The organism is Aminobacter sp. Piv2-1 (assembly GCF_037625995.1).
Classification (GTDB): Bacteria; Pseudomonadota; Alphaproteobacteria; order Rhizobiales; family Rhizobiaceae; genus Aminobacter.
The window spans coordinates 52,391-79,158 of the sequence record NZ_JARKMU010000010.1; the positions used below are offsets into that span (position 1 = coordinate 52,391).

Below are 26,768 nucleotides of genomic sequence, written 5' to 3' on the forward strand. Positions count from 1 at the left end.
CTCTCCGTGAGATATAAAGATTTCTTTATATCGTTATCTGTTTTAGTTCAAGCGCGAAGGTCGCCTGGCGGCGTCAATGCGCGGATTTCACCATCTCGACCTGGGACTCGGTCACATCGTCGTGCAGCAGGTGGTCGAGCCGGTCGGCGACGATCTGGTCGTCGGCGCGCGCTTCGCGCCTCCATGGCCGGCGCGATTTGAGCAAGCCCGATTCATCGACGATCTCGGCTACATATTCCTCCTGGCGATAAGCCATCACATGGACGCCGGAGACGCCGGGAATTTCCTTCACCTCGTTGATGATGTCGATGCAGAGCTGCTTGCCTTCCTTCTTCTGGTCCTGGGCGCCCTCGAGCCGCTTGATGACGGCGTCCGGGATGTGGATGCCCGGCACGTTGGAGCGGATCCACTTGGCGGTCTTGGCCGAGGCCAGTGGGCCCACGCCGCAGAGGACGAAGACCTTTTCGGTGAAGCCGAGGTCGCGCGCCTTCTGCATGAAGGTTTTGAACATGGGCACGTCGAAGCAGTACTGGGTCTGCACGAACTGGGCGCCGGCTGCGATCTTCTTGCCCAGGTGGATGGGCCTGAAATCGTAGGGCGGGGCGAAGGGGTTGACGGCTGCGCCCAGGAAAAGCTGCGGCGGCGTGGTCAGCTTGCGGCCCGAAAGGAACTTGCCGTTGTCGCGCATGATGCGGATGGTTTCCAGCAGCGACATGGAGTCGAGGTCGAACACCGGCTTGGCGCCCGGCTGGTCGCCGGCCTGGACGCCGTCGCCGGTGAGGCAGAGGATGTTGGCGACACCCATGGCTGCCGCCCCAAGGACGTCGCCCTGGATGGCGATGCGGTTCTTGTCGCGGCAGGCGATCTGCATGATGGGCGCGTAGCCCATGCGAGTGAGCAGCGCGCAGATGCCGACCGACGACATGTGGCAGTTTGCTCCGGAAGCGTCGACCGCGTTGATGCCGTCGACCCAGCCGTCGAAGATCTTCGCGCGCTCGTAGACGTCCTGCGGATTGGCGCTGTCGGGCGGATTGAGTTCCGTGGTCACGGCGAACTCGCCGCGACGAAGCACGCGCTCGAGCCGCCCGCGCGACGAATGGCCGGGCAGGGGATCGAGCGGCAGTTCGATGCCCTCGGGGTTCTCGTCGGGGTGGCGCGGGCGAGGCGGGGTCATGCGACTTCCTTCTTTGCGGCTTCGCTGGCGGCAGCGGCCTGGGCCGTAACCCGCAGCCATGCCGAGGTTTCGCGCAGCGACTGGTCGACCGGCTTCTGGACGTTGAGGATGGCGTCGCCGTGGGTCATGTTGCGCGAACCCTCCCAGGCCTTCACCCAGACGCAGGGCATGTCGGGCTCGACCTCGCAATTGCCGTTGGCGCGGACGCCGCCGCAGGGGCCGTTGCGCAACTGCTTCGGGCAGTTCATCGGGCACGACATGCCGGTGGACGACAGCACGCACTGGCCGCACATACGACAGTCGAACATGAACCCCTTGACGTGCTTCTCGACGAATTTCACGGGGGCCTCGACGCGGCCGTAGCCGATCTTCTTCCACAGCGGATGGAGCGTCAGGAAGGCGTCGGCGAAGCGGCCGTAGAACCACTCGAGAAGGCGCGAATGGCGCACGGACCAGAGCCGCACGGTGTAGCTGCGCTGGACGCGCCGCTGCGGCGACACGTCTGCAGGCTTGTAGTCGCTCTTGGGCGCAGCTTGCTTGACGAGCGTCGCCTGGGTGACGACGGGGTGTGCCGTCGAGTTGGTTTTCGGCTGAGTATCAACCATCGTCCTTGCCGCCTGCCTTTACGAGAGCGACCAGCCGCTCCCGGGTGAATTTCGCATCGAGTTCTGCCATCGCCTTCTCGGCCTCGGCCTCGAGGTCGTCGCCGACCGGGACGGGATCGGCCTTGCGCCACTCCGCCAGATAGGCATCGGTGTCGCCGGCGCCAGTGCGCATGGCGCACATGTCGATCGCCTCGGTGAAGCGCAGCGGCAGTTCGCGCTTGGCGTTCTGCCGGCCCTTCTTGACGATCACCTGTGCGGGGATGTCGCGCCAGTAGACGATGATCAGATCGGCCATTTCAGTCTCGCTTTCAGTGTGTTGAGCATTGCCGCAACCATTGGGGTGCCGCTTGTTATGGGACGACGTGCGCGCATTCAAAAGCGACGCGTCTCGGTGTCGCGAAGTGGACGGGGAAGGGCGGTTCGTGCGGAGCCGAATCCGTCGCGTTGGATTTTGCCGTGCAGGCGCAGGCGATTGGGTAGGAGAAGCATGTGTGCCGCGGGCGGGCGCAGCCCGAGGAGCGGCTCACCCCAGCCAGGCTAGGAAGGCGTGCGTGGCGAAACCGGCTCCGCCCACGACCACTCCGATGACGGCCAGCGACGCCGCGCCGACGACGCTGCCGACGGCAAACAGGATGCCGTCCCTTTCCGACAGCGCCAATCCCAGCAAGGCGGTGGCGAAGGCGGGCAACCAGTTGCCGAGCGGTATCGGCAGGGTGATCGAGACCGACAGGATGAGCGCGATGAAGCCGATCACCCGGTCGCCCTGTCGGCGCCAGAACGGCCAGTAGCGCGGCCGGACCACTTCCTCGAGGCGGATGAGCCGCGGGATGACCCAGTCGGTGACCGTGCGGAACTGTTCTGCGCTGAGCGAGCGCCTGGTGATGAAGCTCGGCAGCCATGCACGACTGCTGCCGAAGGCCATCTGGGCGGCCACGATCAGCAGCGGCAGTCCGAGCACCGCCGAAGCCCCGGGCGGGAGCGGAAGCAGGTTGAAGGCTGCGAACAACACCAGAAGCGGCGCGAAGCTGCGCTTGCCGAGCGTGTCGCGGATGTCGCCGATCGAAACCTGGTCCTTGGCGTCATGTGCGAGCTGGGCGAATATTTCCGAAAGCCGGCGCCCGCGCCGCCGACGCGGTGCGGCATCGATCTCTCCCCCCTCGAAGCCGTCCATGTGCTGCTTCATGAACCCTTTCGCCCAGCTGCGGCAGCGCCTCTCGACGCGCCGTCCCCATCGCAGTGTGCGACCGCCAGGTTAATCCTTGATGACGCCTGAAGGCAGCAATGTGATGCCGTCGAGCGCCGATTGCAACGTCAGCGGCGAAATTCCAGAATGTCGAGCTTGGATTCGTAGTAGGGGGCAGGGAACTCGATCCGCCACGCACTCGGTCCGGTGCGGAAGGCATAGCCGACCTGGTCCGTGTCGGGGCCTTGGCCATAGGCCGCCGGCTTTTCGCCGGCGACAAAGCCCGAGCCGAGATAGATCAGGCGGGTGTCGCCGTCGGTGTAGAAGCGGCCTTTCGTCCGCTGCGATCCACTGAGCTTCTCCAGCATCCAGCCGGAGCCGTCGTCGCTGACCCGGCAGCGGAACCAGTCATAGACGACGAGTTCGCCGATGCCGCCTGCCTTGACGGTGCGGCATTGCCAGGCGCCGGTCATGTCGAAATCGGAAAAGGACACAGGCTTCTTCGACACGATCGCATCGAGGATGGCGACTTCTCGCACCAGGCCGGCCTTGGCTTCCTGAAGCGCGTCCTTGCGGGTAGCGTCGTACTTCTCCAGCCTGGCCTTGTCTGCCGGCGTCATCAGCTTCTGCACCACGCCGTCGGCCTGGGCGGCGGCGGCGGACAGCGACAGAAGGGCGGCGAGCGTGAGTTTGCGAACGATCATCGAATTCTCCCCTGGCGCCCGGTCCAGGGGAATCGGACGCTTCATTGATCTGCGGCGTTCGAGACCGCGTTGGCAAGGGCTGAGGGCAGGTCGCCATAGCCCGTGGCCCGGCGCTCGTAGACGAGCCCGAGCATCTTCGCTGCGTCCTCGGCCACCTGGTCGAGCGCCGGGTCGTCGGTCTGTGCGAGATAAATCAGCTTCTCGTAGTTGCCGAAGTAGTCGGTGACCAGTTCGGGGTGCCGGTCGAGCCCGAGCGGCCTGATGAAGAAGGCCTCGAACTGCCGGCACAGGAAGTCGGTCATGTAGAACGACATCATGTCGGCGTCGGTGACCTGGGCGTATGCCGCGGCGCCTTGATAGAAGGCGAAGCAATGCGGGCCGGCGATGCGTTCGACGCCGTGCTTTTCGCAGACGCGGTCGAGCAGACCACCGGTGCCGCAATCGGCATACCCGACATAGATGTGCGTGTAGCCCTCGGCCTTCGCCTCGACGATCGCCTTGTCCATCGCCGGCGCGATGCGGTCAGGATGAAAGTGGAATTCGGCAGGCAGGCAGGTCAGTTCAAGGTGTTCCAGCCCCAACTGCTGCTTGACCGCCAGAATCTCGCGCGCGATCATGCCGCAGCCTATGACCAGCAGCTTTTCGGCAGATTTCCGTTGTTGTGTTCGCGGCGTGCCCATGCAAACGGTTCTGCGGGGTTGGGTTCAGGGGCGAATCTACAGAACGAGGGAGACACCGTCCATGAAACTGTCACGTCTGGCACCGATCGTCGTCATCGCCTGCGCGCTCGCGCTCGCCTCCTGCGCCAACACCATTCGCGGCGTCGGCAAGGACGTAAAGGGCACCGCCAACGCCATCGAGGACACGGTCAACTAGTTTCCGACCGCGACGCGCTTCTCGTTTAGATCGTGACGGCAGGACCGCGCTGCGAGGCGCGGCCCTTTTTTGCTGATGGCAGATCAGGCGGAAGCGCGCAGGTTGTGCTTGCGCTTCATATAGTCCTTGGCGGTTTCGACGGCCACCGCGGCATCGCGGCAATATGCGTCGGCACCGACTGCCTTGCCGAACTCTTCGTTGAGCGGGGCGCCGCCGACGAGCACGACATAGTCGTCGCGGATGCCTTTTTCCTTCATCGTGTCGATGACCACCTTCATGTAGGGCATCGTGGTGGTCAGCAGCGCCGACATGCCGATGATGTCGGGCTGATGCTCCTCGATGGCGGCCAGGTAGTTCTCGACGGGGTTGTTGATGCCGAGGTCGATGACGTCGAAGCCGGCACCTTCCATCATCATGCCGACGAGGTTCTTGCCGATGTCGTGGATGTCGCCCTTGACCGTTCCGATCACGAGCTTGCCCTGCTTGGGCGCGCCGGTGGCGGCGAGCAGCGGGCGCAGGATGAACATGCCGGCTTTCATCGCGTTGGCCGAAAGCAGCACTTCCGGCACGAACAGGATGCCGTCGCGGAAGTCCTCGCCGACGATGCGCATGCCTTCGACCAGCGCCTCGGTCAGGACCTTATACGGCTCCCAGCCACGCTCCAGCAGGATGTTGGTGCCTTCCTCGATTTCCTCCTTGAGCCCGTCGTAGAGGTCGTCGTGCATCTGCTGCACGAGTTCGTCGTCGGAAAGCTCGGAGAGGATGATTTCGTCGTCGGACATCTTTGGGGGCTCCCTCGGGCAGGCCAATCAGCGGCGTGCGGCTATCGCGCTATACCTAGCTTGTAAGCGTCGCAAATCCATAGCTGATTTGCGACTTCCTGCAAGACGAAAGCGACTGACAATCTCGCGGATTTCTTGTCGAATTTGCGACAGCTCTTGGCGCTGACAAGCCGTTTCGCTAAGGGTGCTTGGCTACGATCCGGCAAGGAGCCGCCGAGGGCGGTGCAAAACGGATTCAGGGAAGAAACGATCATGAGCGAGAACCCGTCACTCGATCAAGAGCAGGCAGGCGGCAGGCGGGGGCGCGGCGACCGGGGCGGCGCGGCCGCGCGGCGCGCGGCTCGCAGCGGCGGCGGCCCGGGCACCCAGCTGACCTACATCCGCCGCAAGGTGAATGTATACGAGGTGTTGAACGAGGAGGGCCTCGCCCTCATCGAAAAGAACGCCGATACAGTGCTCGAAGAGATCGGCATCGAGTTCCGCGACGACGCCGAGGCGCTGCAGCTCTGGAAAGAAGCCGGCTGCGACGTCAAGGGCGAGCGGGTTCACTTCCCCAAGGGGCTGTGCCGCGAACTGCTGAAGACCGCACCCTCCATCTATACCCAGCATGCGCGCAATCCCGAGCGGTCGGTGCAGATCGGCGGCAACGGCACGGTGTTCGCGCCGGTCTATGGCCCGCCCTTCGTGCGCGACCTCGATGGCAATCGCCGCTATGCGACGATCGAGGATTTCCGCAACTTCGTGAAGCTGGCCTACATGGCGCCGTCGATCCACCATTCGGGCGGCACGGTGTGCGAACCGGTCGACGTGCCGGTCAACAAGCGCCATCTCGACATGATCTATTCGCACATCCGTTATTCGGACAAGCCGTTCATGGGCTCGGTGACGGCTCCCGAACGCGCCGAAGACACCATATCGATGGCCAAGATCGTGTTCGGCGACGACTTCGTCGAGAACAACACGGTGCTGACCAGCCTGATCAACGCCAACTCGCCGATGGTCTTCGACGAGACGATGCTGGGCGCGGCCAAGGTCTATGCCCGCCACAACCAGGCCTGCATCGTCACCCCGTTCATCCTCGCCGGCGCCATGAGCCCGGTGACGGTGGCCGGCACGCTGACGCAGGTGCTCGCCGAAGTGCTGGCAGGCGCCTCGTTCACCCAGTTGATCCGCAAGGGCGCACCGGTGCTATTCGGCACCTTCGCCTCGTCGATCTCGATGCAGTCGGGCGCGCCGACCTTCGGTACGCCGGAGCCGTCCTTGGTGTCCTACGGTGCCGCCCAGCTTGCCCGCCGCGTCGGCCTGCCGTTCCGTACCGGCGGCTCGCTGTGCGCCTCGAAGGTCCCGGACGCCCAGGCAGCCTACGAAAGCGCCAACACGCTCAACTCGACCCTGCTTGCCGGCACGAACTTCGTGCTGCACTCGGCCGGCTGGCTCGAAGGCGGTCTCGCCTCCTGCTACGAGAAGTTCATGATGGACATCGACCAGCTCGGCATGCAGCAGAAGCTGGCCGAAGGTGTCGATCTTTCGGAGAATGGCCAGGCGATGGACGCCATCCGCCAGGTCGGTCCGGGCAGCCACTTCCTCGGCTGCGACCACACCCAGGCGAATTTCCAGTCGGCCTTCTACCGTTCCAGCATCGCCGACAACAATTCCTACGAGCAGTGGCTGGCCGAAGGCCAGAAGACCGCACCGCAGCGTGCCAATGAACTCGCGCGGCGCTGGCTCGAAACCTACGAGGCGCCTTATCTCGATCCGGGCATCGATGATGGCCTCAAGGACTTCATCGCCAAGAAGAAGGAATCGATGCCCGACGCCTTCACTTGAAGGGAGCCCGTTACAGGCGGGGCTAAAGTCGCCAACATCATTCACAAGGAAGTCTGGCGGAGCGCGTTCTCCGATCCGGACCGGAAGGGATGATGTCCGGCGACAGCCCGACCAGACGAATCGCCGCCGCGCTGGCCGAGCATGGGCTCATCCCGCGCGGCGGTATTGCTTTTGAAGACGGCGAGGATGCGCCGCCGGGCCCTTCCCTGCGTCCGGCCAGATCCTTGCTGCTGGTCGGGCAGGCGGGAGCCGCGCCCTGGCGTCATTTCGAGCGCTGGCGCGAGGCCCAGCCGACAGGTCTTGAAAACCCTCTGGACGGTTGGTCGCGAGAGGTGATCGGGCGTGTCGCGAAAGACTTCGGCGCCCGTGCCGTCTCGCCGTCGGACCGGCCGCATCTGCCCTTCCAGCAATGGGCGATGCGCGCCGAGGGACTGCGACCCTCGCCGCTCGGCATCCTCATGCATCCCGAATACGGGCTTTGGCACGCCTATCGCGGTGCGCTGCTGTTCGATGTCGAAAACGAAATTCCGGAGGTTCGCGAACAGGGTCACCTTTGCGATCTATGTGTTGGAAAACCCTGCCTTAAATCATGTCCGGTGGGAGCCTATTCGGGATCCGGATTTGCCTATGAAGACTGCCTCGCGCATGTGCGTGCTCCAGCGGGCGGCGCTTGCCGCAGCGGCGGTTGCCTGGACCGCAACGCTTGTCCCCATGGTCTCGCCTATCGGTATCCGGAGGCAGTGCAGGCCTTCCACATGAAGAGCTTTGCCGGCCTCTGAGCGTAGTAGTTCGTCTGGTACAGGTTCGTTTGCAGAGATTGACGTACCTAGCCGGCAAGGCTAATGGTCAAGTCATCAGATGATTTGACCATCGGGCCGATGCAACCTGCCATTCGTACCAACCTTGCCGATAGTGCAGCCGAGAGCCTGCGAGCTGAGATCGCCGGCGGTCGCTGGGCCTTGGGGAGCCGTATTCCGAACGAGGCGGCGCTGTCCGGCATGCTTTTGGTCAGCCGCGGCACGGTGCGGGAAGCGGTTCGGACGCTGGTCTCGCAAGGGCTCCTGGAGACCAGGCAGGGGTCGGGTACCTATGTGCGCTCGACCGTCGACCCGGCTGCTGCGCTCGACCGGGTCAAGCGCGCGGGCCTTCGCGACCAATGGGAGGCCCGCGCTGCGCTCGACGTGGAGGCAGCACGCCTAGCGGCCCTGCGCCATGTGCCGGCCGACATCGAGAGGATGCGAAGCCTGCTTTCCGCGCGCGGAACCGTGGCCGATGGCGGGCGCGAGGCCTTCATCCGCCGCGACATCGCCTTCCACCGCTCGATCGTCGAGGCGTCGGGCAATCGCGCGATGCTCGAACTCTACGACTTCTTCACGGCCGCGATTGCGGAAACCATCCACTCGACGATCGCAAGCGACCTTCCCGAGCCCGATGTGCGGGCCCATGCCGCAATCGTCGACGGCGTTGCCTCCGGCGATCCCGATCGGGCGGCTGCCGCCGTCCGCGCCTTCATGGCGCCCGTGCTTCTCGAGCTCGATCGGCTTCTTTCGCAATGAACCAGACCTTCCGCCAGCCCGATTCGCGGGCTAAAGCCATGGCCGTCGACGGCCTCGGCGACCAGCTGATCGATGCGGAGGCTGACAGCCTGCCCAAGCCGCAACCGCCTGCGTTGCATGGCGGCGGTGCGCGTTTCGTCCTCGGCGCCAGCCTGGTGCTGATCGCCTTCAATCTCAGGCCGCTGTTCTCCAGCCTTTCGGTGCTCCTGCCCGAGGTGATGCAGGCGACGGGGCTGACCACTGCTGGCGCCAGCCTGCTCACGACGCTGCCCGTGCTGTGTCTTGGGCTCTTTGCCCCTTTGGCGCCGAAACTGGCGCAGCGCTACGGGGCCGAGCGGACGCTGCTTGCGGCACTCATGCTGCTGACGGCCGGAACGGCGCTGCGAGGCCTCGCTTCGGTGCCGCTGCTGTTCGTCGCGAGCTTCATGGCAGGTGCCGCGATCGCGGTCAGCAACGTGCTGCTGCCCGGCCTGGTGAAGCGCGACTTCCCCGACAAGGCGGCGATGATGACCGGGCTCTACACGATGGCACTCTGCGCGGGGGCGGCCTCCGCCTCGGGGCTGACCCTGCCCATCGAGCATCGGCTGACCGGCTCCTGGTCCGGCGCGCTGGCCGCATGGGCGGTGCCCGCATTCGCCGTTCTGCTCGTATGGGCCCCGCAGGCACTCGGCAGCCGCAGGCAGGCGAGCCACGGCGGCTTCCGCGTCGTCGGGCTCTGGCGCGATCGTCTGGCCTGGCAGGTCACGCTGTTCATGGGCCTGCAGTCGGCGCTGGCCTATTGCGTCTTCGGCTGGCTGGCACCGATCCTGCGCGAGCGCGGCTTCGACCCCACGACCGCCGGCGCGATCGTGTCGCTGTCGGTGATGGCACAGGTGGTCACCTGCCTCGCCGTGCCGTCCATCGCCATCCGCCGCAAGGATCAGCGCGGGGTCACTGTCGCGCTCGTCGCGGCAGCGGTGATCGCGCTGCTGGGCATACTTTTTGCGCCCACCTCGACCGTGTTGTTCTGGGCGGTCCTTCAAGGCGTCGGCCAGGGCGGCCTTATCGCTGCTGCAATGACGCTGATCGTGCTGCGTTCTCCGGACGCGCATGTCGCCGCCCACCTGTCCGGCATGGCGCAGGGCGTCGGCTATACGATCGCTGCCTTCGGTCCTCTGCTGGTCGGACTGATCCGCGGCTGGACCGGCGGCTTTGCGGCTACCGCGTTCCTGTTCGTTGCGCTGGCGCTCGGCGCCGCCATCATGGGAATGGGGGCCGGCCGCGCCCTCCATGTCGGTGCAAGGACCATGCGCGTCTCCAGCCGGGCCTGACGTCCGAACGTTGCGGCCGGGGGATAAGCCCCTATCTTTGCTGCTGTGCCGAGCAGAAGGAGACCAGCCATGGCCAAGCGGGAGATCGAGATAAGGACACCGGACGGCGTTGCCAGGGCCGGCCTGTTCAGGTCCGCCGACAAAGTCCGCACCGGCGTCATCCTCTACATGGATGCCTTCGGACCGCGTCCGGCGCTCGACCACATGGCCGAACGCCTGGCAGGGCACGGCTATGCGGTGCTGGTGCCGGACCTGTTCTATCGCGCTGGCGCCTACGGCCCGTTCGACGCCAAGACCGCGTTTGCCGAAGAGAAGACCCGTGCCGAACTGCGCGCGCTGATCGGCGGCACCACCCAGGCGATGACGATGCGCGATACCGGCGCGTTCATCGAAGCACTGGTGGCCGAAGGCATATCCGGCCCGATCGGGACAGTCGGCTACTGCATGGGCGGCTCGCGGGCGCTGAACGCGGCTACCGCGCATCCGGACCGGATCGTGGCTGCGGCGAGTTTCCATGGCGGCAATCTGGCCAGCGACGCGCCCGACAGCCCGCATCGCAACGCGGCCCGGCTCAAGGCGCGCGTCTATGTCGGTTCCGCCGGCGTCGACGGCAGTTTTCCGCCAGAACAGTCGGCGCTGCTTGCCGAGACGCTGCGCGCTGCCGGCGTCGACCACATCATCGAAAACTATGTCGGCATGGGGCACGGCTGGTGCGTTCCCGACCATGGCGTCTACGATGCCGCCGGCGCCTCGCGGCATTGGAAACGCCTGCTGATACTATTTGAGGAGACGCTGGAATAGCGGCGGTTTTGCCAATTCCGCCGCGGTCGGCTATCAGGCCGGCGGAATGCGCCCGGGCTGAACGGGCGTCGATGTTCTCACCGATGGAAAGCCTTGATGCAATCATTCGACGTCGTGGTGATCGGCGCGGGCGCGGCCGGCATGATGTGTGCCGCTGAGGCGGGCAAGCGCGGCCGCTCCGTGCTGATCGTCGACCATGCCTCGGCGCCGGGCGAAAAGATCCGCATCTCCGGTGGCGGCCGTTGCAACTTCACCAACATTAACGCCACGCCGAAGAACTTTCTCTCGCAGAACCCGCATTTCTGCATTTCGGCGCTGAGCCGCTACACGCAGCGCAATTTCATTGCGCTCGTCGAGCGCCATGGCGTCGCCTATCACGAAAAGACCCTCGGCCAGCTGTTCTGCGACGGCTCGGCGCGCCAGATCATCGACATGCTGGTTGCCGAGATGCGCGACGGCGGTGTCGAGATGCGGCTCGCCACCAAGGTCGAAGGCGTCAGCCGTTTCGGCGACGGCTTCGAACTTGCGCTGACAGGCGGCAAGGTCCGGTGCTCGTCGCTGGTCGTCGCCTGCGGCGGCAAGTCGATCCCCAAGATGGGCGCGACCGGCTTCGGTTACGAGATTGCGGAGCAGTTCGGTCTCTTCGTGGTCGAGACGCGGCCCGCGCTCGTGCCGCTGACCTTCGATGCCAATACGCTTGCGAAGCTGGCTCCGCTCTCCGGCGTCGCGGTCGACGCGGAGGTCGGCTGCGGCAAGGCGAGCTTTGCGGAGGCGATGCTGTTCACCCATCGCGGCATCAGCGGCCCGTCGATCCTGCAGATCTCGTCCTATTGGCGCGAGGGCGACGAGATCGCGATCTCGATGCTGCCGGGCATGGACGTCGCCGGCATCCTGCGCGAGGCCAAGCGTGCCAACGGTCGCCAGGCGGTCCAGACCATTCTTGCAGCACATCTGCCCAAGAAGCTCGCCCAGACCATCGCCGAGCGGCTCGGCTTCAACGGCAATCTCGCCGATCTCAACGATTCCCACCTGAAGGCGGTTGATGCAGCGGTCAATCAGTGGCGCATCAAGCCGGCCGGCTCCGAGGGCTATCGCACCGCCGAGGTGACGCTTGGCGGGGTCGACACGCGTACGCTCGACCAGAAGACCATGCAGGCGAAATCGGTGCCCGGCCTCTATTTCATCGGCGAGGTCGTCGACGTCACCGGCTGGCTCGGCGGCTACAATTTCCAGTGGGCCTGGTCGTCGGGCTGGGTGGCCGGACAGGCGGTCTGAAAATTTTCTTTTGACCACCCCAAGGATTGCCCAGAAGCTCTCGTCCAAGTGGCGATGATGGCGATGATGCTGGACGAGGGCGAGGCCTCCGACGCAGAACTGGTCGGACGAGCGCGCGATGGCGACAGGCGGGCTTTCGGCGAACTCGTCGGAAGGCACTATGATTTCATCCATCGTGTCGCCTGGCGCTGGTGCGGCAATGCATCGGATGCCGAGGACATCGCCCAGGACGTGTGCGTGCGGCTGGGGCGTGCCGTCAGGGACTATCGCGGCGGCTCGGCCTTCACCACCTGGCTCTATGCCATGACCATCAACGTCGCACGCGATGCGCTGCGCAAATCGTCGAGGGACATGGCCAAGACCGCCGCCTATGGCGTCCACGCACTGGTCGCGGGCGAACCAGAGGGCGGCGAAGACCCGACGGAAGCCTTGTGGGCCGCCGTACGCCAGCTGCCGGACAAGCAGCGCGACGCGGTGCTTTTGGTTTATGGCGAGGGCCTGTCGCATGCCGATGCGGCCGAGGCCATGGCCATCGCCGAGGCAACGGTCTCCTGGCACATCCATGAAGCGAAGAAACGGCTGAAGCTGCTGATGCGCTCGGCCGGGGAAGTATGATCATGGTCGACGACACTGAACTCGACATGCTCAGGGGTATGAAGCCGCCGGCGCCAGACGCTGATGCCAAAGCGCGGGCGCTGGCCGCGGCCATGGCTGCCTTCGATGAGGAAGATATTTCTGTCGCCCCCCAAGGAATGGGCGAGGGCAATCGTCTCACCGAACGAGCAAGGAAGCTCTGGAGAGACATCATGCAGAAGAAGCTGATCGCGGCGCCGGCTCTCGCCGGGCTCGTCGCCCTGCCGATTGCCGGCTACGCCACGTTTTACCTGATGGAGCAGTCGCCGTTCCAGTTTTCGGCCCCGGAAGAAACCGAACTGGCGCGTCAGCGCACTGATGTTCCGGTCGTGACGGTCGAGCCGCTGAAGAAGTCCGATGCGGAACTCGATGCAGCCAAGCCGCTGGCCGCCTCCGAGGCTGCCAAGCAGAAATCCGAGACGGCCAGTGACGAGGTTGCCGTGATAGGTGAGATTGCGCCAGCCAGCCCGGCGGCGCCTGCGCCGATGGCGGATGCTGCCGCACGGATGAGCGCGCAGGGCATGCCGACGCTGATGGTCCAGCCACAGGCGGCCATTGCGCCCGGTGACATGCCGATGCCGCCGGCCGAGAATCGCGACCGCATCCAGGACTTCAAGACCAATCCGGTGCGCTCGGCGCTTGAGGAACCGGTTTCCACCTTCTCCATCGACGTCGACACGGCGTCCTATTCCTTCGTCCGCCGTTCGCTGAAGGAAGGCATCCTTCCCCAGCCCGACACCGTACGGGTCGAGGAGATGGTCAACTACTTCCCCTATGACTGGAAGGGGCCGGACCAGGCGGCGACGCCGTTCAACACCACGGTCAGCGTCATGCCGACGCCGTGGAGCGAGCACACCAAGCTGATGCATGTCGCCATCAAGGGCTATGACGTGCAGCCGGCGGAGCGGCCGAAGGCGAACCTGGTGTTCCTGATCGACGTGTCGGGCTCGATGGATGAGCCGGACAAGCTGCCGTTGCTGCGCTCGGCCTTCCGGCTTCTGGTCAACAAGCTTGCGCCCGACGACACCGTCTCGATCGTGACCTATGCCGGCAATGCGGGGACCGTGCTCGAGCCGACAAGCGCTTCCGAGCGCGACAAGATCCTGTCCGCCATCGACGCGTTGACGCCAGGAGGTTCCACCGCCGGCGAGGCGGGCATTCGCGAGGCCTACCGACTGGCGCAGAAGAGCTTCGTCAAGGACGGCATCAACCGCGTGATGCTGGCGACCGACGGCGACTTCAATGTCGGCCAGACCGATGACGACGATCTCAAGCTGCTGATCGAGGAGAAGCGCAAGTCGGGCGTGTTCCTGTCGGTGTTCGGCTTCGGCCGCGGCAATCTCAACGACCAGATGATGCAGACCATCGCCCAGAACGGCAACGGCACCGCGGCCTATATCGACACGCTGGCGGAAGCCGAGAAGGTGCTGGTGCAGGATGCATCGTCGACGCTGTTCCCGATCGCCAAGGACGTGAAGATCCAGGTCGAGTTCAATCCGGCGGCGGTCGCCGAATACCGGCTGATCGGCTACGAAACCCGGGCGCTGAACCGCGAGGACTTCAACAACGACCGCGTCGACGCCGGCGAGATCGGGTCGGGCCATTCGGTGACGGCGATCTACGAGATCACGCCCAAGGACAGCCCTTCGCTTGCCATGGATCCGCTGCGCTACGGCCAGGCGGCCACTAACAATGGCGGTGTCTCGAACGCCGACGAATATGCCTTCGTGAAGATCCGCTACAAGGCGCCCGACGGCGATGTGAGCAAGCTGATCACCACGCCAGTGACCAAGGCGAACGAGGTCGCCAGTTTCGACGCCGCCGGCACCGACCAGCGCTTCTCGGTGGCGGTGGCGGCCTTCGGCCAGAAGCTGCGCGACGAGGATGCGACATCGAAGCTCGGCTACGAAAAGATCGCTGAGATCGCCTCGGCGGCGCGCGGTGCCGATCCTTACGGATATCGCTCCGAATTCCTGTCGCTGGTGCGGCTGGCGTCTTCGCTTCAGGGCAGCAGGCAGTAGCAACGACCTGGCTTGGGCAGGTGGGCCGGCCGGCGGAAAGGGGGCTTTCCGCCGGTCGATCTTTTGTGGTCTCTAGGCGTCCACCCGAAATCACGAAGGCGGGGCATTGGAGAGCTGAAATGGCCGACAGGCAGCTGGACGAATGGGACATCGCGCATGGCGGCCTGCGCTCGCTGTCGTCGCGCGAGATCAAGGCATTCTGGGACGGCTATCTCGTCCGGCGCAACGATCCCAGGATACGCCATGGCAGCCTCTATTCGCGCTGGCGCCATGTCTCGGGCGATCTCGTCGTCTCGCTCTACCTCACCAATCGAAGCGTCGGGCTGTTCGTGCGCGGCCAGCGTGGCGAGGGTTTTGCCACCACTTTGAACCGGCTCTCGGCGTTCGAGCCTAGACTCGGCCACGCGCTCGGCGTCAGCCTGCGCGGCGAATACAATCTCTGCTACCTGTCCAACCATCCCGTCGCGATGGTCGATCCGGCCAACTGGCCGGCGGCCTATGCATGGCTGGAGCGACAGGAAGAGCACTTCAGTGAGACCATGACTGACGTCGTCGTCAGTGCGTAAGCCGCAAGCGGGCACTGGATTTCGCAAGTGCCGCATGTCGTGCGAGCACGGCGCTCGGCTGTTATAAGCTACTGAAAAAAAGAAGAAAAAATCCTGTTGGTTGGGCAGGCGAAGGCGCTCTTTGTCGGCCCTTTTCGCGCGGCCGTCACCCGCCGGCCGGAAAAATCCTTACGTTCTATCTTGCAAAAGATATATCGTTGAATAGATATAGCGGCATGAAGCAAACATCCTGGAGAGGTACTCACATGTTCAACCACCCCAATTTCAATCATCGCTGCGGCGGAGAATGGTCCATGTCGGGCCAGCATGAAGGCGGCAGGGGCGGCGGCCGGCACGGCCGCGGCGGTCCCTTCGGTCGCCATCGTGGCGGCCCCTTCGGCGGCCGCGGCCCGCGCATGTTCGATCCCGGCGCGCTGCGCCTGGTCGTGCTCGGCCTGATCGCCGAGGAGCCGCGCCACGGCTACGACATCATCAAGGCGCTGGAAGCCAAGTTCCAGGGCGCCTACAGCCCGAGCCCGGGCGCGATCTATCCGATGCTGCAGATGCTGGAGGAGGCGGACCTCGTGTCGTCGACCGCCGATGGCAACAAGCGGCTCTATTCGATCACCGAGCAGGGCAAGGCCTATCTCGCGGAAAATGCGGCGGAACTCGCCAAGATCAATGCCCAGATCGACGAAGCCTCGACACAGGTCAGTGGCGTGGCGCTCGGCGACGAAGTCAAGGCCCTGAATTTCGCAGTGTTCAGCCGGCTGCGCAGCGGCTCGCTGACGGCGGCTCAGGCCGAGAAGGCACGCGAGATCCTCAAGAAGGCGCGCCGCGATCTCGAAGACCTCTGATTGCCGCCGATCCCGGCTTTCAAGCTCCCGCCGTGAGGCGGGAACTTCCTACAATTCAAGTCAAAAGCCCACGTCTCCGCGAACCGGATCGCAACGATCCGCGGCTAGGACAGCCATCGGGCAAGACGGGGGCTTGGAATGCAGGTTGATGGTCCGATTTCTGGCGCGGCGGCGTTCGCGCCCGCTTCGGCTGTTTCACAGTCCCGCGTGGCGGGCCGCGCCGAAAATCTGGTGGCCGCAACAGCCACTCGAGCCGAGCGCCCGGCCGGCAGCGGTACAAGTGCCCTGGACGATGCGCACCGCACGGCGCTGTCAGCGCTGCGCAACGAGCGATTTGGCCTGGTCATGGAAAGGCTTGCGGACGTCCGGATATCGGACGCCCTCGCGGTGATGCGGCCGGTCGAAGGGGCAGGGACCGACATCAGGTCGGCCCACGCCCGCTACGATGAGAACAGCTGAACAGGTCAGCTGCGGCGGCGGCGTTCGCGGCGGCCCTCGCCGCCCTCGCCCGAACCGGCATCGGCCAGCTTGTTACGCATCGGGCCGATGCGTTCGATGATGGTCGCGACGGTCGGGCGCGCGTCCTTCCGGTGGCCGTCGAGCGCCTTGCGCATCGCGGCCAGGTGTTCGAACGAGGTGCCGCAGCAGCCGCCGATGATCCTGGCGCCACCGTCGACGGCGAGCCGCACGTAATCCGACATCAGTTCCGGCGTGCCGGAATAGTGGATTTCGGTTCCGCGAAACTCGGGAATGCCGCAGTTGCCCTTGACGATGACGGTCGCCTCCGGCTTGGCCGCGGTCATGTCCAGCAGCGAGGCGAGGATATCGGAAGCGCCCACGCCGCAATTGGCGCCGACGCCGATGGGGGATTGTGCCAGGCCGTTGGCAACGGCGTGGATGTCCTTGGGCAACAGGCCCATCATGGTGCGGCCGGCGGTGTCGAACGAACCGGTATAGGTATAGGGCAGGCCAACGCGGATCGCGGCCTCGGCGGCCGCGCGGATCTCGTCGGGGGCTGACATGGTCTCGATCCAGGCGACTTCGGCGCCACCGGCCTTCAGCCCCTCGATCTGTTCGGCGAAGGCGTCGACCGCGGCCTCGTAGGTCAGCGCGCCGAGCGGCACCAGCAACTCGCCGGTCGGGCCGACGGAACCGGCGACGATCACCTTGCGGCCGGCCTTGTCGGCGACCGAGCGGGCGATCTCGGCGGCACGCCTGTTGAGCTCGAAGACGCGATCCTGCGCGTGATGCAGCTTGAGCCGATGGCGCGTGCCGCCGAAGGAATTGGTGAGGATGATGTCGGCGCCCGCATCGACGAAGTTCTGATGCAGCGTCTCGATCTTCTCGGGCGCGCTTTCGTTCCACAGCTCGGGAGCTTCGCCCGCCTCCAGGCCCATGCCGAACAGGTTTGTCCCGGTGGCGCCGTCGGCAAGCAAGATGCCCTTTTCGGCGAGCAGGGCGTCGATCGGATTGACGGTCATCGAGACGGCTTTCATGTGAATGGAAGATGGATAAGGATATAAAGAAGTCTTTATGTCCAGTCAATGTCCGGCGTCGTGGCCGACGGCGATATCGGCCAGTGCGCGCAGCCTTGCCTCCAGTTCAAAGGGTGCCGCTTCAGCGATCAGCGGGTGAAGAAGCTTGTCGCCAGCTTGCGGGCAAAGGCCGCCGTCTCGTGCGGATTGATGTCGGCGGCGCGGATCAGGTTCTCGAAATGGCGGGTCAGGGTGCGGATCGGCTCTGTGGCGTAGAGCACCAGATACATGTCGCCCACGTAGAGAGCGGCGCGGGCCTGGCCGAAGATCGTGTAGGGCACGGAATACCGAAGCCGACCGTCGTAGAGAAACAGGCGGAAGGTCGGATAGAGGTCGTCGAGCAGGTCGGCCATGTGGCGCAGTTGCGCCCGGCGGTCGCGGTCGGGGAGACCCGACCAGACGCCTAACCCGCGCGCGAAAATCTCCAGCGTGTGGCGCGGCATGCAGACCTCCATGTCGGTCTCGGGCCTGCGGTTGTAGTCGATGCGATATTGCGTCTCGCCCGCCTGTGCCTCGCGGCTCTTCTTCGAGATGTCGGCCTCGTAGTCGATCAGCGCCTCGGTGCGCAAGAGGTCGGGAATGCCGGCCGGCACGTAGCGAATCTTGGTCCCTGCCGCTTCCGCGTGCCACTTGGCAATCAGCGTTCGCTCGAAACCGCCCGACGCCTCCTCGATTTCGAGGCTTTCTCGGATCTCGCCGGTGACGCCTTCGTCCTGGCTGAGGCCGAGCAGCCAGTCGAGCGAGACCTTGTGGGTCGAAGCGATCGTCAGCAGCGTTTCGGCCCGGGGCAGGCGCGTCGTGGCGCCAGACAGTAGTTGCGACAGCGCCGAGCGGTCGATGTCGATCGAGGCCGCGAAAGCCGACTGGTTGAGCCCTGAGCGCTGAACCAGCGTCTTGATGCGCTCCCTGAACACTTCCGATAGATCGCGTTTGTCCATGGCCCGGGTCTTCCTGGATTCGAATTGCTTCCGGCGGCATGTCGGCGCGCGGAATTAGATAAAGCATCCCTCGTGTTGACTAAGTGTAACAACTGCGGCCTAAGGAGCGCAATGTAAACATTATGTACGCATTGTCGCGTTGAAGCCATGCATGATTACTGACAACATTATGTCAGGAACCATCAGGTTCCGGCATGAGGGGACAGCAGGCAGCAGCATGGCAAAGAGCAGAAAAAGGCGCAGCACGACCACAGCGGTGGAGTGGCCGACAGTATTTCTCATCGCCGCCTGCTATGCCGTCTGGCTCGTCGCCGGCGGGCTGCTGTGGCCGGCATTTCCCGTCGCGGCCCTGATTGTCCTGTCTCTGACGGTGGCCCTTCAGTCATCGCTGGTGCACGAAGTGCTGCACGGCCATCCGACACGCAATGCGCTGGTCAACGAAGCGCTGGTGTCGCTTCCGATCGGCCTCCTCTGGCCGTACCGGCGCTTCAAGACCATTCACCTGCGCCACCATGCCGACGAGAAGCTGACCGACCCGTTCGATGACCCCGAGAGCTATTATCGGGCGCTGTGGCAGCATGAGCAACTGCCGGGGGCGATGAAGTTCGTGCTCAAGGTCAACAATACCATGGCCGGGCGCTTCGTGTTGGGGCCGCTTCTGTCGTGCATCGGCTTCTTCATCGATGACGCGAAGTCGATCGCCGCCGGCGACAAGTCGATCCGCAAGGCCTGGCTTCTGCACGGGGCGGGCCTCGCCGTGGTCCTTCCGGTGATCCAGTTTGGTTTCGGCATGCCGATCTGGCTCTACATGCTGGTTCCCGTCTGGCTCGGACATTCCGTGATCTCCGTCCGCACCTTTGCCGAGCACCAGTGGTCCGAGCATCCGGAAGGGCGAACGATCATCGTCGAACGCTCGCCGCTGTCCATCTTGTTCCTCAACAACAACCTGCATTTCGTGCACCACAAGAGCCCCACCGTGGCCTGGTACAAGTTGCCGGCGCTGTTTCGCGCACGCCGCGACGAGTGGCTCAGGATGAACAAGGGCTATGCCTATCCGAACTATCTGTCGCTGATCCGCGCCTATGCGTTCCGCGCCAAGGAGCCGGTGTGTCATCCCGTGCTGCGCCGCACCCCCGAGGCCGGCAGGGCGTTTGCGCCGCGCATCAGGGCGCGCAACGTCAACGGGCTGGGTACGGCGCCCGTACCCGCCGAACCACCGAAAGAATAAGCCTTCTTTCGCTTGCCAGCAGACGCAATTGAGCTTGAAATAATTGTCATGAGCACTTTCGTAGCCGCACTGCCCATGTATGACTGGCCCGAAATTCGGGCGGACGTCGATGCCCAATGGACAACCCTGCGTGAAAGGCTGCGGGCAGCGGGATACGATGCCCCGGAGCGCCTTGCCAGATGCAACCGCGACATGCCGGCCGTTCCAGGGGGGATCCGCAACCGCGCCGGCGAGGTGATCGCTCCCGACCCGGCAACACTGCCCCCCGAAGATTTCGATCTGGCGACGCTGTTCCGGCATCCGCAACTCCTGGTCGGCCAAACGTGCTGGGGACCCATGGAGAAAACCGGGCTCGCTGCGGAAGTTCGGGTCATCGGCCAGCCGAACTACGACGGCATCGAGGGCGGGCGCGGCGATCTCTATTCCAGTGCGATCGTCATGCGAGCGGGCGCGGTCGCCTCGCCAGTCGCCGCGACGGCGGACAATGCGGCGCAGATCCCGCTGGAGCTTATCCGCGGCAAGCGATTCGCCTTCAACAGCCGGGATTCAATGTCTGGCTATGACGGCATTTCCCGCGACCTTGCGGCTCTGGGCGAAAGCCTCGACATGTTCTCCGAGCAGGTGGAGAGCGGCGGCCATCGCTCATCGCTCGCCTACATCGTCGAAGGCAGGGCCGATGTGGCAACCATCGATTGCCGGAGCTGGACCCTGGCGCAGCGTTTCGAACCAGCGGCCAAGGGGCTTGTCGTCGTCGGCTGGACAGGCAAGCGCAAGGGCCTGCCGTTCATCACGGCGATCAGCACACCCGTCCCGGAGAAACTCATCGACGTCATTGCCGGAATGGACTGAGTTTGCAGGGACGCCCCGTTCAATTCAGGGGTTCAGGGCGCCGCATGGAACCGAGCGCCGTCTCGAGCAGGGTCAGTTCGCCTGCGGTGCCGAGGCCGGGGGAGCCTTCATCAGTCGTATGATGCTGACCTTGCGGTCAGTCTCCTTCCGGCTGAACAACATCGGAACATCGAGGACTGCCATGGAATTGCCAGGCGCATAGCCAGCCTTGGCGACGAGACCGAGCAGTTCCTCGCTCGGTTGCTGGCCGTCGAGAAGGGCGATGACGGCCGGCTCCTGAAGCTGCTTGATGAAGTCCGGCACTTCCGACGACAGTATCGTCAGGGCTGGATCGACCAGCTTGAGGTTGCCGATCCAGTGCCAATTGGACACTACGGTTCGAACCGGCTCTTCGGCGACCATGCCGCGATGGAGGGTGCCATAGTCGATGCGGGCGATGCTGCCCCTGCCGTCGCCGCCGTAGAGATGCATGTACCAGGTAAGGGGCAGCACGAGGATCGCCAACGTGGCGGCCACGCTGATGACGATGGCCTGCGCCGTCCTGCCTTTGTTGCCCAGACTGTCCAGCCGCATGGCCAGCGCCACGGGCAGGAACAGCAGCAGAGGCAACATCCAGCGGTCCCTGAACGTGGTGGCTCCGCTGGCGAGAGCCAGGAGCAGTCCGATGGCGAGACCTGCAAGGATCGTTCGCCATATCAATTTCTCTAGGACGGGAAGGTGCTGGTCAGCGGTAAAAGGCCGGGCGCGCGCTGCAATGAATGCGACCGCGAAGACGGCAATGGGCAGCACGGCAAAGTTGAACGCTGCCCGGGTGAAGCCCCGAATCCCGAGCCAGGCCACGGCCAGCTGGCCCTGATCTGAACCCAATCCGAACTTGTAGCCACGAGCGACCAGCTCACCGGGATGGGTCGCATTCCAGTAGAGCGTCGGCACACAGACGAGCACGGCGACGCCGATGCTGATGAGGAAGCGGCGGTCCAGGATTATCGCCCGAGTTGCGCTCAGCGACAGCGCCGCAACCACGATGGCAACGAGCAGTATCAGGTCGTTGTACTTAGCCAGAATGGCAGCGCCCATCGCAAGTCCGAACACCGCATAGACCAGGGCGGATTGCCGCTGCAACAGCCAGGCCACTGCCAAAAGCACCAGCGAGCCCAGGGCAAAGACGGCTACCGAATGCGACAGCGTATGCTGCATTTCCCAGAATATCTGCGGGAAGAGCAGCACGCCGAACAAGGCTGTCACCGCAGTACGGCGGGAGTAACCAAGCTTCAGCACGGCGAGCAGGATCGCCGACGCCGCCACGAACATCATCGAGTATTTGACGAGCTTGAGGGTGAGTACGCTCGGGCCAAACAATTGCGCCACCAGCCAGCCGAGCCAAGTGTACAGGGGCGGTTGCGAGCCACCGTAACCAGCTTGCAACTCGGTCATGTACATCAGTTGTTCGGCGTCATCGACGCCAACCCCGGTGCCCACGACCTGGGACAGCAGGGTCATCGCCACCACCTGAAGGCCGGCATAGACGGCCAGCACCACGACGATTGCGTCGAACCGGCCGACCTTGCCTTCGGCAAGCCACTCGGTCTGCGCCGCGTGAAATCGAAAAGAAGGGATAGATGCCAGTCTGATCTGCATGCGCGCCAAGTATCATGGAAGACCATTCTTCTCAATCGTGGCGCGAATTCATCTACGTAACTTCTCTCCATGACGCGACGTCTAGGAGTGCTGACGCCTCGCCAAGCAAGCAAAAGGTATTCGGCTTGGATTTGCTGCCAGAATTGCCGCTCATAGACCTGCTCGGTCGCCAAGAACAAACAGCCGCGGTCTGGCGTCCTCACCCGCCCAGCAAGCGCGCATCCAGCGGGTAGGCGGAGAGCTGCTCATGACCGGTCTCGGTGATGAGCACCTGTTCCTCGATCTTGACGCCCTCGCGGCCGCCGAGGCGGCCGATATAGCTCTCGACGCACAGCACCATGCCGGGCTCCAGCACGCCGTCCGGCGTGTCGGCGGTCCAGTCCGTGGCATGGGGCAGGGTCGGGTATTCGTCGGCGAGGCCGACGCCATGATAGAGCACCCCGTAGCGCGCCGGAAAGCAGTCGGGCGGCGGCACCGCTGACAGTTCGACGAGCTCCCGGAAGCCGATTCCGGGCTTCAGCAGCGCGACATTGTGGGCGATCTGCGCGGCAGCGATCCTATAGAGGTCGCGCTGTTCGTCGGTGGGTGCTCCATCACTGCAGAGCCAGGTCCGCGATAGATCGGCACAGAAACCGTATGGGCCGATGAGGTCGGTGTCGAAGGCGACGAGATCGCCGGCCTCGACGATGCGCGACGAGCATTCCTGGAACCATGGATTGGTGCGCGGGCCGGACGCCAGGAGCCGCGTCTCGATCCATTCGCCGCCGCGGGCGATGTTGCCGCGATGCAGTTCGGCCCAGAGTTCATTCTCGGAAATGCCCGGCCGGAGTGCCGCCTCCATCTCGCCCATTGCGGCCTCGCAGGCGACGATGGAGCGGCGCATGCAGAGGACCTCGTCAGGCGACTTGATCAGGCGGGCGTTCTCCATCACCGCCTCGCCATTGCCGACCGATATGCCGAGGCGAGCAAGTGCGTCGACGCCTTCGTGGTCGAGGTGGTCGATGGCGATGCGGCTGTTGCCGCCGCCATGCTCGCGAACGACGTCGGCGATGCCGTTTGCCCAGCGCTCGACCTTCATGGCGGTCAGTTCGCCGCTGTAGAGATACATCCACGACACCGCCGGCCGGACCTCGTCGACGACGCCCGAATGGTCGGACAGGTGTTCGCAGGAAAAGTAGTCGAACAGAACCACCGGCCCGTCGGTGGCGACGAAGCAGTGGCGCGTCGGGTTATGCGCCACCCACAGCTGCATGTTGGTCGAATCGGTGGCGTAACGGATGTTGACGGGATCGTAGAGCAGGGCGCCGGCATAGCCGCGACGCCTGAGTTCCGAGCGGATGCGTTCCAGGCGATAGCTGCGCATTGCGCCAAGATCGGGCGCGGCGATGCCTGCCGCCGCCCACTCGGCCTCGGCGACCTTTCCGTAGCCGAGGACGTGGCTGTTGAGCGAGGCTGCCTTGGTGCGGGCCTGCTCGCGCAGTTCCTCCACCGAGCCCGAACCGGGCTCGAACGGCATGATCTTGCGGTGGCGGCCGAAGTTGCCTTTTGCCGGGGTGTCCATCAGCGGCGACCTGCAAATCGCCTGATGCCGCGCTGCTTCACGCCCCCCTCTGTCCTGCCGGACATCTCCCCCTCAAGGGGGGAGATTAGCAGTTGAAGCCTCTGTGCATTTTTGAGGTCCGTCGAGATTGGGCGAAACGAGTGTGACAGCCAATCTCCCCCTTCGAGGGGGAGATGTCCGGCAGGGCAGAGGGGGGCAACGTCGAGCATCTGCTTTCCCTCCCGTGCGGCTCGGGCTTACCCCCGCATCTTGTCGCCGCTCGGATCGAAGGGCGGTTCGACATTGATCCGGGCAGGGCGGCGTTTGCCCAGGATCTCGATCTCGAACAGGCCTTCCGCCTCGTTTTCGGCGAGAGCTGCCGGAACGTAGCCCTGTGCCATCGACTTCTGGACATAGTGGGCATAGCCGCCCGAGGTCACCCAGCCGACCACGCGCCATTCACCATCGACGATGCCGCGCACGGCGGATGCGCCGGTTGCGGCGTCCGAACCGCGCACTTCCTTGCCGGTCTCGTCGAAGCGCGGCGCGCCGTAGCCATGCGGCTTCTCGACCGTGCCGAAGTCCTTGTAGCTGACCTTCGCCCAGATCGGCTCGTCGCCCATCACGTCGGCGTCAAGGGCGTCGACATAGAAGGAGACGCGGCGCAGCTTCGGTCCTTCGGCGTGCTCTCTGGCGGCTGCCTCACGGCCGATGAAGTCATTCTTCTCGAGCTTGATGAAGCGTTCCATCGAACCCTCGAACGGACCGTAGATCGGGCGAAGCTCGCGGAACCAGGTCGGGAAGTTCTTCTCCAGGCGCATCGACAGCAGGGCGCGCATGCCGAAATCGACGATGCCGAACTCTTCGCCGGCTTCCTTGATCGCCTTGTAGACCAGGCGCTGGTAGGCGGGCGCCATCCAGATCTCGTAGCCGAGATCGCCGGTATAGGTGATGCGGTTGACCATGCAGGGCGCGCCGCCGACGGCCATCTCGCGGAAGTCCATGAAGCGGAAGGCCTTGCTCGACACGTCGACGTCGACCAGCTTGGCGAGCAGCGCCTGCGACTTGGGGCCGGCGATCGAGAGGCCGACGAGCGTCTGGTCGAAGCGGTGGATGCGCACCGAGCCGTCCTTGGGCAGGTGCTTTTCGAACCAGCGCATGTGGTATTTCTGCGCCGCCGACGAGCCCCAGATCATGAACTTGTCGTCGCCGGTCTTGGCGATGGTGAAGTCGCCGATCAGCCGGCCGAATTCGTTCAGCATCGGCGTCAGCACGATGCGGCCCTTCTTCGGCATGCGGTTGGTCATCAGCCGGTTGAGGAAGTCTTCCGAAGCAGGCCCGGACACCTCGTACTTGGCGAAGTTGGCGATCTCGGTCACGCCCACGCGTTCTCGCGTCGCGCGGATTTCGTTGCCGATGTGCTCGAAATCGTTCGAACGATGGAAGGACACGATATCCTTGGGTTCCGTACCCTTCGGCGCGAACCAGAGTGGCGTTTCCAGGCCCCAGCTGTCTCCCATGATGGCGTTGTTGGCGACCATGGTGTCGTAGAGCGGAGTCGTTTGTGCCGGCCTGGCGGCCGGGAGCTCTTCATTGGGGAAGCGGATCGAGAAGCGGCGCGAATAGTTCTCGCGCACCTTTGCGTTGGTGTAGCGCAGGCTCGCCCATTCGCCGAAGCGGGCGACGTCCATGCCCCAGACGTCGAAGCCCGGGTCGCCATGGACCATCCAGTTGGACAGCGCCAGGCCGACGCCGCCGCCCTGGCTGAAGCCGGCCATGACCGCGCAGGCGCACCAGAAGTTTGTCAGGCCTTGCACCGGGCCGACCAGCGGGTTGCCGTCGGGAGCGAAGGTGAAGGGGCCGTTGATGACCTGCTTGATGCCGGCGTTGGCGATGCCGGGGAAGTGCTGGAAGCCGATCTCCAGCGACGGGGCGATGCGGTCCAGGTCGGGTGCCAAGAGTTCGTGGCCGAAGTCCCACGGCGTGTTGACCGGAGACCAAGGTTTGCAGGCCTTCTCGTAGGTGCCGAGCAGGATGCCGTTGCGCTCCTGGCGCGTGTAGATCTCGCCCTTGAAGTCGAGCACGCCGATCATCTCGCGGCCGGTTTCCTTGTTGAAGGCCTCGACCTCGGGCATCGGCTCGGTGAGCAGGTACATATGCTCCATGGCAAGCACCGGCAGCTCGACGCCGACCATGCGGCCGACCTCGCGCGCCCACAGGCCGCCGCAGTTGACGACGTGCTCGGCCCTGACCGTGCCCTGTTCGGTGATGACGTTCCAGGTCCCGTCGGCATCCTGCGTCAACTCCTTCACCGGATTGCGCAGCACGATCTCGGCGCCGAGCTTCTTCGCCGCCTTGGCGTAGGCATGGGTCGTACCCGAGGGGTCGAGATGGCCTTCGACCGGGTCCCACATGGCGCCGACGAAGTGCTTTTCGTCCATCAGCGGGAACATCTTCTTGGCTTCGGACGGCGTGATCAGCTCGGTGTCCATGCCGAGATAGCGGCCCTTGGCATGCGCCAGGCGCAGGAAGTCCATGCGCTCGGGGCTGTCGGCGAGCATGACGCCGCCGGTCAGGTGCAGCGAGCAGGACTGGCCAGAAATCTCCTCCAGTTCCTTGTAGAGCTGGACTGTGTAGGCCTGCAGCTTGGCGACGTTGGGGTCGCCGTTGAGGGTGTGGAAGCCGCCGGCGGCATGCCAGGACGAACCGGAGGTCAGCTCCGAGCGCTCGATCAGCATGACGTCAGTCCAGCCGGCGCGGGCGAGGTGGTAGAGCACCGAGCAGCCCACCACGCCGCCGCCAATGACAACCGCTTTCACATGGGATTTCATGAGGTTATATCCAAGTTTGAAGTATTCGAGTCAGCGTGGAAGAGCCCTGGAAGCCCCTCT

General features: G+C 64.6%; 26 protein-coding genes. 14 read left to right on the forward strand and 12 right to left on the reverse strand.

Going from position 1 to position 26,768, the window contains the following annotated elements; all coding sequences use genetic code 11:
* Positions 1-73: 73 nt before the first annotated feature.
* From AmiPiv_RS18280 to AmiPiv_RS18305, 6 genes are all read right to left on the reverse strand, one after another.
* Entirely contained in the window at positions 74-1,174 is a 1,101-nt protein-coding gene (locus AmiPiv_RS18280) for a methylenetetrahydrofolate reductase (protein ID WP_340038923.1), read from the reverse strand.
* The gene (locus AmiPiv_RS18285) at positions 1,171-1,779 is read right to left on the reverse strand and encodes a methylenetetrahydrofolate reductase C-terminal domain-containing protein (protein ID WP_340038924.1); all 609 of its coding nucleotides are present in this window, start codon (positions 1,777-1,779) and stop codon (positions 1,171-1,173) included. The genes AmiPiv_RS18280 and AmiPiv_RS18285 overlap by 4 nt, the downstream gene beginning before the upstream one ends.
* Positions 1,772-2,074 carry a virulence factor gene (locus tag AmiPiv_RS18290; RefSeq protein ID WP_340038925.1) on the reverse strand — a complete coding sequence of 101 codons (303 nt, stop codon included), beginning with the start codon at positions 2,072-2,074 and terminating at the stop codon, positions 1,772-1,774. Before AmiPiv_RS18290 ends, AmiPiv_RS18285 begins: the two co-directional genes overlap by 8 nt.
* A gap of 228 nt (positions 2,075-2,302) precedes the next feature.
* Positions 2,303-2,962 carry an exopolysaccharide biosynthesis protein gene (locus tag AmiPiv_RS18295; protein WP_340038926.1) on the reverse strand — a complete coding sequence of 220 codons (660 nt, stop codon included), beginning with the start codon at positions 2,960-2,962 and terminating at the stop codon, positions 2,303-2,305.
* A 128-nt stretch (positions 2,963-3,090) separates the two neighbouring features.
* The gene (locus AmiPiv_RS18300; protein WP_340038927.1) at positions 3,091-3,666 is read right to left on the reverse strand and encodes a DUF4893 domain-containing protein; all 576 of its coding nucleotides are present in this window, start codon (positions 3,664-3,666) and stop codon (positions 3,091-3,093) included.
* 41 nt (positions 3,667-3,707) lie between these two features.
* Entirely contained in the window at positions 3,708-4,283 is a 576-nt protein-coding gene (locus tag AmiPiv_RS18305) for a DUF1638 domain-containing protein (RefSeq protein WP_340038928.1), read from the reverse strand.
* Positions 4,284-4,407: 124 nt separating this feature from the next.
* Here AmiPiv_RS18305 and AmiPiv_RS18310 point away from each other — a divergent pair, with 124 nt between their 5' ends.
* Positions 4,408-4,542 carry an entericidin EcnAB gene (locus tag AmiPiv_RS18310; protein ID WP_340038929.1) on the forward strand — a complete coding sequence of 45 codons (135 nt, stop codon included), beginning with the start codon at positions 4,408-4,410 and terminating at the stop codon, positions 4,540-4,542.
* A gap of 83 nt (positions 4,543-4,625) precedes the next feature.
* Here the strand turns inward: AmiPiv_RS18310 and AmiPiv_RS18315 are convergent, their stop codons facing one another.
* The gene (locus tag AmiPiv_RS18315) at positions 4,626-5,324 is read right to left on the reverse strand and encodes a corrinoid protein (RefSeq protein WP_340038930.1); all 699 of its coding nucleotides are present in this window, start codon (positions 5,322-5,324) and stop codon (positions 4,626-4,628) included.
* 252 nt (positions 5,325-5,576) lie between these two features.
* Between AmiPiv_RS18315 and AmiPiv_RS18320 the strand changes: the two genes are divergently transcribed.
* The 11 genes from AmiPiv_RS18320 (at position 5,577) to AmiPiv_RS18370 (ending at position 16,608) form a co-directional block, all read left to right on the forward strand.
* Positions 5,577-7,151, forward strand: coding sequence for a trimethylamine methyltransferase family protein (locus tag AmiPiv_RS18320; protein WP_340038931.1), 1,575 nt, complete (start codon positions 5,577-5,579; stop codon positions 7,149-7,151).
* Positions 7,152-7,243: 92 nt separating this feature from the next.
* Positions 7,244-7,930: a hypothetical protein gene (locus AmiPiv_RS18325; protein ID WP_340038932.1), complete on the forward strand. Its 687-nt coding sequence runs from the start codon at positions 7,244-7,246 to the stop codon at positions 7,928-7,930.
* Positions 7,931-8,029: 99 nt separating this feature from the next.
* Complete coding sequence (locus AmiPiv_RS18330) at positions 8,030-8,707, forward strand: FadR/GntR family transcriptional regulator (protein ID WP_340039082.1); 678 nt, start codon at positions 8,030-8,032, stop codon at positions 8,705-8,707.
* Positions 8,704-10,017 (forward strand): CynX/NimT family MFS transporter, encoded by a 1,314-nt coding sequence (locus AmiPiv_RS18335; protein WP_340038933.1) that lies wholly within the window; start codon positions 8,704-8,706, stop codon positions 10,015-10,017. The genes AmiPiv_RS18330 and AmiPiv_RS18335 overlap by 4 nt, the downstream gene beginning before the upstream one ends.
* A gap of 69 nt (positions 10,018-10,086) precedes the next feature.
* Positions 10,087-10,818: a dienelactone hydrolase family protein gene (locus AmiPiv_RS18340; RefSeq protein ID WP_340038934.1), complete on the forward strand. Its 732-nt coding sequence runs from the start codon at positions 10,087-10,089 to the stop codon at positions 10,816-10,818.
* A gap of 96 nt (positions 10,819-10,914) precedes the next feature.
* Positions 10,915-12,093 (forward strand): NAD(P)/FAD-dependent oxidoreductase, encoded by a 1,179-nt coding sequence (locus AmiPiv_RS18345; protein ID WP_340038935.1) that lies wholly within the window; start codon positions 10,915-10,917, stop codon positions 12,091-12,093.
* 57 nt (positions 12,094-12,150) lie between these two features.
* On the forward strand, positions 12,151-12,708 hold the full coding sequence (locus AmiPiv_RS18350; protein WP_340039084.1) for an RNA polymerase sigma factor: 558 nt from the start codon (positions 12,151-12,153) through the stop codon (positions 12,706-12,708).
* Between the two features lie 2 nt (positions 12,709-12,710).
* A complete protein-coding gene (locus AmiPiv_RS18355; RefSeq protein ID WP_340038936.1) occupies positions 12,711-14,747 on the forward strand; it encodes a vWA domain-containing protein in 2,037 nt (678 codons plus the stop codon).
* 119 nt (positions 14,748-14,866) lie between these two features.
* A complete protein-coding gene (locus AmiPiv_RS18360) occupies positions 14,867-15,313 on the forward strand; it encodes a hypothetical protein (protein ID WP_340038937.1) in 447 nt (148 codons plus the stop codon).
* Positions 15,314-15,606: 293 nt separating this feature from the next.
* On the forward strand, positions 15,607-16,149 hold the full coding sequence (locus AmiPiv_RS18365) for a PadR family transcriptional regulator (protein WP_340038938.1): 543 nt from the start codon (positions 15,607-15,609) through the stop codon (positions 16,147-16,149).
* A gap of 138 nt (positions 16,150-16,287) precedes the next feature.
* Positions 16,288-16,608, forward strand: coding sequence for a hypothetical protein (locus tag AmiPiv_RS18370; protein ID WP_340038939.1), 321 nt, complete (start codon positions 16,288-16,290; stop codon positions 16,606-16,608).
* 5 nt (positions 16,609-16,613) lie between these two features.
* On the opposite strand, the gene bmt is transcribed toward AmiPiv_RS18370, so the two are convergent.
* Positions 16,614-17,630: a betaine--homocysteine S-methyltransferase gene (gene bmt / locus AmiPiv_RS18375; RefSeq protein ID WP_340038940.1), complete on the reverse strand. Its 1,017-nt coding sequence runs from the start codon at positions 17,628-17,630 to the stop codon at positions 16,614-16,616.
* Positions 17,631-17,773: 143 nt separating this feature from the next.
* A complete protein-coding gene (locus AmiPiv_RS18380; RefSeq protein WP_340038941.1) occupies positions 17,774-18,622 on the reverse strand; it encodes a helix-turn-helix domain-containing protein in 849 nt (282 codons plus the stop codon).
* 217 nt (positions 18,623-18,839) lie between these two features.
* Between AmiPiv_RS18380 and AmiPiv_RS18385 the strand changes: the two genes are divergently transcribed.
* Positions 18,840-19,850, forward strand: a complete 1,011-nt coding sequence (locus AmiPiv_RS18385; protein ID WP_340038942.1) for a fatty acid desaturase — start codon at positions 18,840-18,842, stop codon at positions 19,848-19,850.
* Positions 19,851-19,898: 48 nt separating this feature from the next.
* The gene (locus AmiPiv_RS18390) at positions 19,899-20,699 is read left to right on the forward strand and encodes a phosphate/phosphite/phosphonate ABC transporter substrate-binding protein (protein ID WP_340038943.1); all 801 of its coding nucleotides are present in this window, start codon (positions 19,899-19,901) and stop codon (positions 20,697-20,699) included.
* 72 nt (positions 20,700-20,771) lie between these two features.
* Here the strand turns inward: AmiPiv_RS18390 and AmiPiv_RS18395 are convergent, their stop codons facing one another.
* The 3 genes from AmiPiv_RS18395 to AmiPiv_RS18405 all read right to left on the reverse strand — a co-directional run bounded on the left by AmiPiv_RS18395 (position 20,772) and on the right by AmiPiv_RS18405 (position 26,708).
* Positions 20,772-22,337: an ArnT family glycosyltransferase gene (locus AmiPiv_RS18395; RefSeq protein WP_340038944.1), complete on the reverse strand. Its 1,566-nt coding sequence runs from the start codon at positions 22,335-22,337 to the stop codon at positions 20,772-20,774.
* Between the two features lie 199 nt (positions 22,338-22,536).
* A complete protein-coding gene (locus AmiPiv_RS18400; RefSeq protein WP_340038945.1) occupies positions 22,537-23,898 on the reverse strand; it encodes a M24 family metallopeptidase in 1,362 nt (453 codons plus the stop codon).
* Positions 23,899-24,134: 236 nt separating this feature from the next.
* On the reverse strand, positions 24,135-26,708 hold the full coding sequence (locus tag AmiPiv_RS18405; protein ID WP_340038946.1) for a GcvT family protein: 2,574 nt from the start codon (positions 26,706-26,708) through the stop codon (positions 24,135-24,137).
* Positions 26,709-26,768: the final 60 nt, after the last annotated feature.